Source organism: Pedobacter sp. GW460-11-11-14-TSB4, from assembly GCF_059423705.1.
Genome location: NZ_JBWKYI010000039.1, coordinates 1 through 11,978 on the forward strand (window position 1 = coordinate 1; position 11,978 = coordinate 11,978).

Genomic DNA, 11,978 nt, shown 5'->3' on the forward strand with positions numbered 1-11,978 from the left:
TATATACACTAAGTAGCTTTTTAAATAAGAACCATAAATTAACTTAAATATACCTTATTTTAACTATTTTTAGGCTTCACAAAAGCGAACAAAATAGAAACAATTATACACTAAGTATTTTACATGCAACCTCAAAAAGTTGATCAGACTGATATCGAAATCCTAAATCTTTTACAACGTGATGGATTATTAACCTATAAAGAAGTTTCGGGAAAGCTTAGAAAAAGCATGACCCATATTGTAGAGCGCATTAAAAAACTGCGGACAAACGGCTACATCAAATCAACAGTTGCCATTGTAGATATCGATAAACTGAGGTCGCATTTTATAGCCTTTCCGCACATACAGCTTACCATGCATTCAGAAGATATTGTAAGGGCATTTAAGGCCGAAATGGAAAAATACCCCGAAGTGATGGAATGTTATCATCTTACCGGACATTTCGATTTTATGCTTAAGGTAGCCATGCCTGATATGGTTTCTTACAACAATTTCCTCAGAGACAATATAGGTGCCCTGGCTTATGTAGGAAATATCCAGAGCTTTTTAGTGCTGAATCAATCAAAGGCCGAAACGGCTTACGCCTTGTAGTGGTTAACTAGTAATGTATTTAATTGCGCATTATTTTAAAGAAATAACCAACTGAAAATTGCCAATTGTTAACTGTTAATGCCCATGGCGTACAGGATAATATTTACCCCAAATTTGGTATTGTCTTCAGCTAAAAAGCGTTTATTCCTGAAATCGTAGTCCCACTCGCAGCCATAATCTTTATTGCTATACAACACCCCTATCCTATTGTTAATGGTAATGGCTTTCAAGTAATCGTGCACCAGATCGTCGCCCCAACCGTTTAACTCAAAAGAAGTGGTAGGCGGTCCCTTCTCAAACTTGAAAAAAGAACTATAAATGCCATGGTTATTGGGGATTTTCTTCAAAGCTTGTGGACCAAACAGGTTGCTCATCTGTGTTTCGAACGAGCGGGCGAATAAACCATCAATATCGTGGTTGCAATCATCTACAAAAACGAAACCGCCGTTGTGCACATAGGTTTTAAAATTTACAGCTTCCTGCTGGCTAAATTGAACCAGTTTGTGTCCGCTTAAATAACAAAAAGGATATTTAAATAAATCGCGGCTGCTCAATTCTACAATTTTCTCCTCTTCATCTAAAGGAATAGTGGTATACTCCAGCAAAGAATTCAACAAATTAGAAGGCATCCGCTGATCGGTATCCCAATCGCCAGAATTATATTTTAACCTCGCAAATGTAAATTTAGCTCTTTGCACAGCCTAAAATTACCTTCATTTTTCATTAATTGTATTTTTTAACCAAATTATCTTGTAAATTTTTTGATATTCTTTCCACAGGGCTAAAACTATCTGCCAATATGCGCTATATTGAAGCACAATATCGTTATACTAAAAAATCAACCGTTTTGGAGCGTTCAGAAAGCAACATAAAAATATTGATCGATAAGATCTCCCTGTTAAAAAGCGAAATACAGAAAGTAATTGTTGGCCAGGATGTGATCATTGAAGAAATGCTGATTGCATTAATGGCTGGCGGACATTGTTTACTGGAAGGCGTACCAGGCCTGGCAAAGACTTTAATGGTAAGAACCATGTCGCAAGCTTTAGATCTTTCTTTTAGGAGAATCCAGTTTACGCCCGATTTAATGCCCACCGATATTGTAGGCACCGAAATACTGGAAGAAGACCATGTAACCGGAAAACGTTTTTTTAAATTTAATAAAGGCCCCTTATTTGCCAATATTATTCTGGCGGATGAGGTGAACAGAACGCCACCAAAAACACAATCGGCCTTATTAGAAGCCATGCAGGAATTTGAAGTAACCTATGGCGGGCAAACTTACCCCTTAGATCGGCCATTTTTTATCCTGGCCACCCAAAACCCCATTGAACAAGCAGGTACTTATCCCCTGCCTGAAGCTCAGTTAGACCGGTTTCTGTTATATATCAAAATCGGTTACCCTACCGCAGCAGAAGAAACACAAATTTTAAGCAGTACCACAGGCAGCAAGAAAGCAATAATCAACCCGATTGTTGGAGCTGAAGAAATTAAGGAACTGCAAGCCATTACCCGCGAAGTAAGCATCAGCGATGACCTGATTACTTATGTAAGCGAAATGATCCGTGCCACACGTCCTGATACCACTACTGTAAATTTTGTAAAAGAATGGGTACGCTGGGGCGCTGGCCCACGTGCCGGACAGGCGCTGATTTTAACGGCTAAAGCAAGGGCACTGTTTAAAGGCCGGTATGCTGTAATCATGGAAGATTTACAAGCCATGGCTTATCCGGTATTGCGCCATAGGGTATTAATGAACTTTAAAGCGGAAGCGGAAAATGTTTCGTCAGACAAAGTAACAGACGAACTGATTAAAGCCATTTCGAAACCAAAATCGAATATTTAATGCAAAAACTGCTTGATCCGAAAATATTGATGGCCATTAAAGACCTGTCGTTATCGGCTAAAATGACGATTGACGGGTTTATGAATGGCATTAATAAAAGTACCGTAAAAGGTCCGGGATTGGAGTTTAGCCAATACAGAAGTTACCAGCCAGGTGATGACCTCCGCTCGCTCGATTGGAAAATGTTTGCCCGCTCAGACCGCTATTACATTCGCGAATCGGAAGTAGAAACCAATATTGCCATACGAATAATCATAGACGCTAGTGCTTCGATGAGCCACAGCGACGGCGATTTTACCAAAATAGATTATGCGCGATATCTTGGTGCCTCGTTAGCCTACCTGGCAAATTTACAGGGCGATGCCATTGGTTTATATGTGCTTAAAAATTCCAGCATCTTTTCCATGATAGCCAAACAGGATTATCAGCATTTGGCCAGGTTATTTTACCAGTTGGAGCAGATTAATCCTGAAGGAAAGTTCACCAAACCCATTCACTACAAAGAGCTGTTTACAGGTACTCAAAAACGCGAACTGCTTATTTTCGTTACCGATCTTTATCAAAGCGATGATGAGATTATTAAATTGCTGGATACTTTAAATACACTTCGGCACGAAATTGTAGTTTTTCATGTGCTCTCAAGAAATGAACTCGACCTGGATTTTAAAGGGTATAGTACATTCGAAGATCTGGAAACAGGCGAAACCATTCAGATCGATCAGGAAAAGGCCCGGGTAAATTATAAGACCAAACTGGCCGTTTATTTAGAGGAAACAAGAGTTAAAATGCTCGACAGAAGAATTTTCTACCGAACCATTTGTACCGATGAGCCTTTAGATCAGGCATTAAGAGATTTTTTAAAACAAAGAAGTAAACTTAGAATTTAAACGGTGCAATTTTTATATCCCATAGGTTTAGTGGCGCTGGCAGGATTAATTATTCCGCTCCTAATCCACTTGTGGAACGTTAAACAGGGTAAAACGGTTAAGATTGGCAGCATTGCATTGCTGGGCGAAAGCTCGAGGGCAAGTTCAAAAAGCTTCAGAATTAACGACTGGCTTTTATTGGTTTTACGCTGTTTGCTTTTGGCACTACTGGCATTTCTGCTGGCGCAGCCATATCTAAAAAAAAATATTTCAGGCAATAGTAAAAATGGATGGATTCTGGCAGATAAAGCCACTTTTCCACAGGTTTTCAAAACACATAAAAAAACGATCGATTCATTGCTAAAAAAGGGTTATGAAATCCACGATTTTAATATGGGTTTTGCGCCATTAACCTTAAAAGATACTACTGCTGAAGTAAAACAGCGCAATAGCTTAAATTACACGACCTTACTGACTGCGGCGAATCATTTTGTTCCCGCAGGTGCAAGCGTTTATCTTTTTGCAGACCGGCGCTTAAACCATTTTGGGAACGAATGGCCAAGCCTTAGCTGCAAACTCAAATACATCCCCTTAAACCAAACGGATACCCTGAGCAGCTGGATTGCCAGCTACGCAGGAAAGAAATATGAGGCAAAATCGAATCCATCCAATACCACCTACGAAGCTTTAAACCCGGCAGATGAAGTGCCAGTAAACATCGCTATACATGAAGGCTCAGGCATTGAAGATGGTAAATACCTCATTGCGGCTTTAAAGGCCATTGGCAGCTTTACGAAACGGAAAATCATCATTAATCCTGTTTCCGGAAAGGTAGCTATTGGTTTCTGGTTATCGGATGATCCGGTTACTCCAATTTTTAAATCTTCAATCGCAGCCAGTGGAAACTTGTTTCAATATGAAAAAGGGAAAGTAATCACCTCACCATCTGCCCTTAACCTTTATGGTCGCCACATTAAATGGAGTAAAAAGGTTGTTTCGAATAATCAATCAGAAAAAATATGGACCGACGGCTTTGGAAATGCAATATTGACCAATGAAAAGGTAAATAATCTAAATACATTTCATTTTTATAGCCGGTTTAATCCGCAATGGAATGAACTGGTTTGGGATGGTATATTTGTAAAAGCATTAATGCCCCTGCTTTTACAAGATAAAACCCCAAATGATTTTGGTTTTGAAGACCATCCTAATGATCAGCGACGTTTATCTACCGCTCAAAATAATGTCTTCGAGATCAACAAAGCCCAATCGGCCACAAAAAGTACTCAAAATAAAGCGCTTGGCACTTTATTTTGGATCGCTGCCTTATTGATTTTGGTTACCGAACGTATTTTATCATTCAGAAAAAAACCGAATTATGTTAAAAGCTGAAGGACAAAACTGGATCAGTAACCTAAGGAAAAAGTGGATTAGCTTTTACCTGATCAGCACCTTTGCAATTGCATTGGCTATCGCACTGGTTATATCGGTTATTGGCGTGTACCTGCTGCATTTTTCACCATGGCTTTTTGCAATTGTTTTTCCTGCGGCTCTGGCTGTTCTTTTGTTCAGGAAACCCATTTGGAAAACCACCAACCATGATGTTTCGAGATTCGTCAATAATCAATATCCTGAACTGGAAGAAAGTGCCGATCTGTTGCTTCAGCAGGAGACTGAATTATCGATCTTACAACAATTGCAACGCAATAAGATTGAAAATATCCTCCCAGGCCTTCCACAACCTAAAGAACCAGCCAAGAAATTATATCTGGGTTTGGGCATTTTGCTTGCGGCTTTATTCATCAGCTTTGGGATTAGCAAAATCCCCCTGCTCAAAAAAGAACCTTTAAACTTTCACGAAAAGCTTAACCAAATTCCCACAATCAAAGAAAATATCCCGGCTGAGATTTCCGATTTCAGCGCAACCATTATTCCCCCAGCCTATACTGGGAAAGGAGAACGCAAACAGAAACAATTTACCATCACCGCCGAAACAGGTGCTCAAATAAACTGGAAAATAGAGACGAATATTGGCATCAAAAAACTGAAACTGATCTTTAACGACAATGAAATTGTTTCGTTAAAACCTTTAAATAAATCAAATACACAATGGGTTTATGCCAAAACCATTAATAAATCAGGCTTTTATCAATTGGAACTGGATGGCAAAAAATCAGATCTCTACCAGATGGAGATCATCCCCGATTTGCCCGTTACGATTAAAATTACACAACCCAAACAGCATACCACAATTGATATCGGTCAGCCACAAAAAATTAACCTACAGGTATCACTTACAGATGATTACGGTATTAGCGATGCCTTTATATCGGCAACCATGGCCAGTGGCAAAGGCGAGGGCGTGAGTTTTACCGAAAAAAAATTATCCTTCAATACCAGTTTTGACAACCGGAAGAACATTTCGTTAGGTAGATTAATTGACCTGAAAAGCCTCGGCATGAAACCCGGTGATGAGCTTTACTTTTTCATCAAAGCGATGGATAACCATGGTCAGTCGAGCCGGTCGGATGTTTATTTTGTTTCAATTGTGGATACCGCAGAGTTAATGAGTTTAGCAGGCATGACCAATGGTGTTAACCTGGTTCCGGAATATTTCAGAAGCGAAAGGCAAATCATTATTGATACTGAAAAATTGCTCAAAGAACAATCGACGCTGCCTGTTGCAACTTTCAAAACCAGAAGCAATGATCTGGGTATCGATCAAAAGCTGTTGCGATTGCGGTATGGACAGTTTTTGGGTGAAGAAAACGAAACCGAAATCGGCGGCGATCATGATGACCACGATGAACATGCCGGACAAAAGGGAGAGGGTGAAAAATTTGGGGATGTGACTGAAATTATGGATAAATACGCCCACAAACATGACATTGCCGAAGATGCTACCTTTTTTGAACCGGAAATGAAGGCACAGTTAAAGGCTGTTTTAACTGAAATGTGGAATGCCGAACTTCGTTTGAGAACCTATAAACCCCAGGAAGCATTACCATACGAATATAAAGCGCTGAGGCTGCTCAAAGACCTGCAACAAAAATCCCGTGCTTATGTGGCTAAAACTACCGTAAAAACATCGGCATTAAAACCCGAAAAACGCTTAACCGGCGAACTGGATAAGATTACGCAACCCGTACAGAAAATGTCGTTTGAGCAAAAAGAAAAAAGGACCGCTTCCTTAAAAACAGTACTTGCCTTGCTGGAAAGCAGAAAAGCAGGCAAAAAGTTTAGTGAACAGGATCAATTTTTACTCAGCGAAACAGAGAAATACATGATTGGGGCTGCAGCCGATCATCCTGCTACTTATTTAAATGCCTTAAGTAGTTTAAGGAAGTTAAGTACGGGTAATAAGCTGGTGGTTAAAGACATCGACCTGGTTCAGCAAGCCATACAAAAAATGATCAATACCGAATCGGCCAAACCACAGACACAAAGCGCTGGCCCGGCTTCGGCTTTGTACCAAAACTATTTTAATAACCTCAACAAAACCGGCAGATAGATATGGAATTTAAATACATCGCTATTCTGACTGGGTTAATTTTATTGGCATTTTTGCTATACAAAGAGGTACGCAGAACCAATCGGGCCAGATTAGTGTGGCGGATTATAGCAAGTATAATTGCCGTGAGTTGTTTTGTCTTATTAATCGTGCCGATCAAATACGAAACACACCTGCCACAAAACACCGATGAAATCATCTTACTCACCGAAGGTGCTAATCCTGCTTCGATTGGCAGCCTAAAAGGAAAGAAATATGCGCTTTATTCTCCAGATTTAAAAAATACGAAGGCCATAATTATTCCCGATCTTTCTTATTTCCTAAAATCGAACCCCAATATCCGAAAACTGAATATTTATGGTTATGGCTTAAATGCTGCTGAATTGGAGCTGCTGGAAGGATATCAGATCACTTTCCACCCTACCGCCAATCCTCGAGGAATCATCGCGGCAAATTGGCCAGCTCAATTAAAAACGACCGAATTATTACAGGTTCAGGGCACTTATCAAAATTCAGGCGATGAAACAATTAAACTTTTGCTCAAAGGTTTAGGCAAAACCGTAGATTCAATCAGTATTGAAGCCAAAGCGAACAAAACCTTCTCCTTTAAAACTTTCCCAAAGCAAACAGGAAAGGCAGTTTACGAATTAATATCCTTAAATAAAAAGGATACTTTGGCTAAAGAACCGGTTCCTGTACAACTTGGCGACCAGGAGCCCATGAAAGTTTTAATCCTGGCATCTTTTCCTGATTTCGAATACAAATTTTTAAAAAACTGGTTATACGAAAATCAATACCCGCTGGCTTTCAGAAGTCAGATCAGTAAAAATAAATATGCTTTCGACTTTCTGAACATCGATAGCGTTAACCTTAATCGCATCAATGCATCGTCATTAAAAAAATTCGACATGATGATCATTGATGAAGAAGAGTTAGCGGCCATCAGCCCCAGCGAACGGTTTTCAATAGATTTTGCCGTTAATAACGGAATGGGTTTATTAATCAGGGTGACTAATTTAAAGGCTACAACTACACTCAGTGGCAGGTTTAGCCGATTCGAATCGCCTGTCTTAAAAGGGAAACCGCTAAATTTAACGCTTGTAGAAGCTCACCTGAAGTTTAATCCATTGCCCCTCGAGCAAACATTGTTTTTAAAGGCCAATCAAAGTGATCAACCACTTATTGTTGATGCCAATGGTAAAACAGTGGTCAATAGCAACATCAGCGGTTCTGGTAAAGTATTGGTCTCTACACTTTCCGCTACATACAATTGGCTATTATCTGGGCAAAAAACTGATTATGCAAGCTATTGGTCTAAACTTTTGGCTAACGCCGCAAGAAAAAGAAACGATATTCAGTCTGTAAGCTTCATTCCTCAATTTCCCGTTATTCATCAAAAAACGAAGATTATTGCAGATCTGGCAGCGTCAAATAAGGTACCAGTATTAAAAATTGATAACATTTCACTTAGTCCGCGGCAAAATATGGCACTTCCTTTCCAATGGGATGCTTTATACTGGCCTCAAAATTCAGGCTGGACAAACCTGGAAATAAATCAAACCATCGAGCCAGTATACATTTATAAAAAAACCGATTGGAAAGCACACAAAAATCAGCAAAAATTAGACGAGACCCGTCAGTTTATCAAAAACCAGAATACTACTGAAGCCAATAACAAATTAACAGACACCATTCTGGAGAAGGAAATATCACTCTGGTGGTTCTTTACAGGTTTTGTGCTTGCTGCTGCTTTTTTATGGTACGAAGCAAGGATTTTGACTGTTTAAATTGTATGGCTATTTCCGAGAAAGAAGTCAAGTTTTTAAAACTTGACTTCTTGAAAAATCTACTTAGCAACATGATTGGTCGTTGCACACTATCACAAACCGCCGCAATACCATACAAATCAGCTCCGTGCTTTCAGTGTTTCCGTGGCAAAAAAAACCAAATACCATACCTAAGGCACTAAAACCTGCGTTTATTAGTCGCTAAAATCACCTAATAAATCATTTATACTTAAATATCGGCCTTTGAAACTAAAATGTTATAATCAATTTCCAGTTTTAGCCTCATAATTGGCTATATTGAAATCGTAAACTAACTAAATTCAACCAATTGAAAAGAAAAGACTTCCTCTACTTATCCGGAATGGGTATGGGTGCCCTGCTCCTGCCCGACCTTTCTGCATTCGGAACTCCCATAGACCCTTTACAGGCCCTAGATGGAGTAGATGTAAAAATTAAAAAAGAACTGGCTGATGTTGCTTTAAATGCAGCAAAATCAAAAGGTGCAACTTATGCCGATATCCGCATAGGCCGTTATTTGAACCAGTTTGTAGCCACCCGCGAAAAACGTGTTCAAGGCGTAGCCAATACCGAATCGTATGGTGTGGGTATTCGCGTTTTAGCCAATGGTTGCTGGGGCTTTGCTGCCACAAACAATGTAACCAAAGATGCCATTGCCAAAGCCGCTGAACAAGCGGTGGCCGTTGCAAAAGCCAATGCTAAAATACAGGGCGAACCGGTTCAGCTGGCTCCCCAAAAAGGTTATGGTGAGGTAAGCTGGAAAACACCGATCGAAATTAATGCTTTCGAAGTTCCGGTAAAGGAAAAAGTAGACCTGCTTTTGAATGTGAACGACGTGGCCATGCAGAATGGAGCCAATTTTGTAAACTCCGTTATTTTCGCGGTTAATGAACAAAAATACTTCGCTTCTACTGATGGTTCTTACATCGATCAGGATGTTCACCGCATTTACCCAACTTTTAATGTAACCAAAGTCGATCGCGAATCGGGTAAATTTAAAACCCGTAATGCATTGAGTGCGCCCTCAGGCAAAGGATATGAATATATGCATGCCCGCCCTGAGGATAAGGTTACCGGGATTGTAACCCGCTACAAAGGTCGTTACGATATGCTGGAAGATGTAAAAGAGGCCGCCCGAGTAGCAACCGAAAAAGTAAAAGCTAAATCCGTTGAGCCGGGTAAATATGATCTGGTTTTAGATCCTTCCCACCTTTGGTTAACCATCCACGAATCTGTGGGTCACCCGACTGAATTAGACCGTGTTTTAGGCTACGAAGCCAATTACGCGGGTACCAGTTTCCTTACATTAGACAAATGGGAATCGAAAAAATTTAAGTTTGGCAGCGATAAAGTAAATATTGTGGCCGATAAAACCCAGGTTGGATCGCTGGGCGCTGTTGGTTACGATGATGAAGGTGTAAAATGCAAAAAATGGGACCTGATCAAAAACGGCGTATTAACAAGCTATCAGGCCATCCGCGATCAGGCGCACATTATCGGTTTAACAGAATCTAATGGCTGCTGTTATTCGCAGGGCTGGGATGATGTTCAGTTTCAGCGCATGCCAAATGTTTCATTACAGCCAGGCAAAGAAAAACTAAGTGTGGATGATATGATCAAAAACGTTGAAAAAGGCATTTACATCATCGGCGATGGAAGTTTTTCTATCGATCAGCAACGTTACAATTTCCAGTTCGGCGGACAAATTTTCTATGAAATTAAGGAAGGTAAAATTGCAGGCATGCTTAACGATGTGGCCTATCAGGCCAATACCCAGGAGTTCTGGAATTCGTGCAATGCCATTTGCGATGAAAGCGATTATCGTTTAGGCGGTTCGTTCAATGATGGAAAAGGGCAGCCTTCGCAAAGCAGTGCTGTTTCGCATGGCAGTGCCACTACCCGGTTTAATGGAGTTAATGTTATCAATACAGCAAGAAAAATATAATTATGGCCATATTAAGTAAAGAAGAAGCCCAGGCGATATTAAAAAAAGTAATCGGATATTCGAAAGCCGATTTCTGCGAAGTAGGTTTAAACGGTTCTGACGGTGGAAATATCCGTTACGCCCGTAATGCAGTTTCTACCGCAGGTCAGATCAGCACCATGAGTTTAGGCGTAAGTTCAACCTTTGGTAAAAAAACTGGCTCAGCCACAATAAACGAATTTGATGATGCCTCTTTGCAAAAAGTAGTAAAAAGAGCAGAAGAATTGGCGATGCTGGCACCAGAAAACCCAGAGTTTATGCCCCTTTTAGGTCCGCAAACCTTTGCAGAATCAAATACCTATAATGCAAAAACAGCTGCCATGACACCCGATACCAGGGCCGAAATGGTGGGTAAAAGTTTAAGCGTATCAAAAGCTGCCGGATTAGATGCCGCAGGTTTCCTGGAAAATGCAACCCGTTTTAATGCCATCATGAACTCCAAAGGTTTATTCGCTTACAACAAGGGTACAAACGTTTCTTTCTCGGTAACGGTTAGAAATAAGCAAGGTACCGGTTCGGGTTATGTGGAGCAGGATTTCAACGATTTAGACAAAATGGATACACTTGCGCTAAGTAAAATTGCGGCAGGTAAAGCCAATGGCTCTGCAGGTGCAAAAGCCATTGAGCCGGGCAAGTATACGGTGATTTTAGAGCCTCTCGCAGCCAGCGACATCTTAAGCAATATGTTTAGGGGTTTCGATGCCAGAAGTGCTGATGAAGGCAGAAGTTTTATGAGCAAAAAGGGCGGTGGGACGCGCTTAGGAGAACAGTTGTTTTCGGAGAATGTAAACATTTACTCTGATCCCATGAATACTGAAATCCCATCAGCAACATGGAATGGAGATGGTTTGCCCGTAAAGCGCACACAATGGGTAGAAAAAGGGATTGTAAAAAATCTTTCCTATTCGAGGTATTGGGCAGCACAAAAAAATGTCGAGCCTATTCCATTTAGCCGCAGTGTAATTATCGAAGGCGGAACACAATCCCTGGAAGACTTAATCAAAAGTACGGAAAAAGGAATATTGGTTACCCGTTTCTGGTATATCCGCTCAGTGGATCCACAGACATTATTACTGACCGGATTAACCCGTGATGGTACTTTTTATATCGAAAATGGTGAGATAAAATTCCCGATTAAAAATTTCAGGTTCAACGAAAGTCCGGTCATTATGCTCAACAATGTTGAAGCCTTAGGTAAACCAGTGAGAACAGGAAGTGGCTTAATTCCGCCGATGAAAATCCGCGATTTTACGTTCACTTCGTTATCAGATGCGATTTAAGGAATTCCCTCTAAATACCGTCATCTCGAGCGGAGTGCAGCGAAGTCGAGAGATCTGCCTAGATAGATCTCTCCTTTCCACTGCGTTCCAGTCGA

General features: G+C 40.5%; 9 protein-coding genes. 8 read left to right on the plus strand and 1 reads right to left on the minus strand.

Features of this window, described 5'->3' with window-relative positions:
• Positions 1 to 123 precede the first annotated feature (123 nt).
• Positions 124 to 591, plus strand: coding sequence for an Lrp/AsnC family transcriptional regulator (locus AC07YT_RS23275; RefSeq protein WP_086545325.1), 468 nt, complete (start codon positions 124 to 126; stop codon positions 589 to 591).
• A 68-nt stretch (positions 592 to 659) separates the two neighbouring features.
• Here AC07YT_RS23275 and AC07YT_RS23280 read toward each other — a convergent pair whose 3' ends face one another.
• Positions 660 to 1,289 carry a DUF4159 domain-containing protein gene (locus AC07YT_RS23280; RefSeq protein ID WP_086545324.1) on the minus strand — a complete coding sequence of 210 codons (630 nt, stop codon included), beginning with the start codon at positions 1,287 to 1,289 and terminating at the stop codon, positions 660 to 662.
• A 101-nt stretch (positions 1,290 to 1,390) separates the two neighbouring features.
• On the opposite strand from AC07YT_RS23280, the gene AC07YT_RS23285 reads away from it, so the two are divergent.
• The 7 genes from AC07YT_RS23285 (at position 1,391) to AC07YT_RS23315 (ending at position 11,883) form a co-directional block, all read left to right on the plus strand.
• Entirely contained in the window at positions 1,391 to 2,437 is a 1,047-nt protein-coding gene (locus tag AC07YT_RS23285; RefSeq protein WP_086549255.1) for an AAA family ATPase, read from the plus strand.
• Positions 2,437 to 3,324 (plus strand): DUF58 domain-containing protein, encoded by an 888-nt coding sequence (locus AC07YT_RS23290; protein ID WP_494945549.1) that lies wholly within the window; start codon positions 2,437 to 2,439, stop codon positions 3,322 to 3,324. The genes AC07YT_RS23285 and AC07YT_RS23290 overlap by 1 nt, the downstream gene beginning before the upstream one ends.
• Before the next feature lie 3 nt (positions 3,325 to 3,327).
• Positions 3,328 to 4,695 (plus strand): BatA domain-containing protein, encoded by a 1,368-nt coding sequence (locus AC07YT_RS23295; RefSeq protein ID WP_086545323.1) that lies wholly within the window; start codon positions 3,328 to 3,330, stop codon positions 4,693 to 4,695.
• Positions 4,682 to 6,814 carry a DUF4175 family protein gene (locus AC07YT_RS23300; protein WP_086545322.1) on the plus strand — a complete coding sequence of 711 codons (2,133 nt, stop codon included), beginning with the start codon at positions 4,682 to 4,684 and terminating at the stop codon, positions 6,812 to 6,814. Before AC07YT_RS23295 ends, AC07YT_RS23300 begins: the two co-directional genes overlap by 14 nt.
• 2 nt (positions 6,815 to 6,816) lie before the next feature.
• On the plus strand, positions 6,817 to 8,601 hold the full coding sequence (locus AC07YT_RS23305) for a hypothetical protein (protein ID WP_086545321.1): 1,785 nt from the start codon (positions 6,817 to 6,819) through the stop codon (positions 8,599 to 8,601).
• Positions 8,602 to 8,929: 328 nt separating this feature from the next.
• Positions 8,930 to 10,564, plus strand: a complete 1,635-nt coding sequence (locus AC07YT_RS23310) for a TldD/PmbA family protein (protein ID WP_086545320.1) — start codon at positions 8,930 to 8,932, stop codon at positions 10,562 to 10,564.
• Between the two features lie 2 nt (positions 10,565 to 10,566).
• On the plus strand, positions 10,567 to 11,883 hold the full coding sequence (locus AC07YT_RS23315) for a TldD/PmbA family protein (RefSeq protein ID WP_086545319.1): 1,317 nt from the start codon (positions 10,567 to 10,569) through the stop codon (positions 11,881 to 11,883).
• Positions 11,884 to 11,978: the final 95 nt, after the last annotated feature.

Coding starts and splice junctions, on each gene's coding strand:
- AC07YT_RS23315 (WP_086545319.1), top strand. CDS start 10,567: ATGGCCATATTAAGTAAAGAAGAAGCCCAGGCGATATTAAAAAAAGTA.
- AC07YT_RS23300 (WP_086545322.1), top strand. CDS start 4,682: ATGTTAAAAGCTGAAGGACAAAACTGGATCAGTAACCTAAGGAAAAAG.
- AC07YT_RS23275 (WP_086545325.1), top strand. CDS start 124: ATGCAACCTCAAAAAGTTGATCAGACTGATATCGAAATCCTAAATCTT.
- AC07YT_RS23290 (WP_494945549.1), top strand. CDS start 2,437: ATGCAAAAACTGCTTGATCCGAAAATATTGATGGCCATTAAAGACCTG.
- AC07YT_RS23305 (WP_086545321.1), top strand. CDS start 6,817: ATGGAATTTAAATACATCGCTATTCTGACTGGGTTAATTTTATTGGCA.
- AC07YT_RS23285 (WP_086549255.1), top strand. CDS start 1,391: ATGCGCTATATTGAAGCACAATATCGTTATACTAAAAAATCAACCGTT.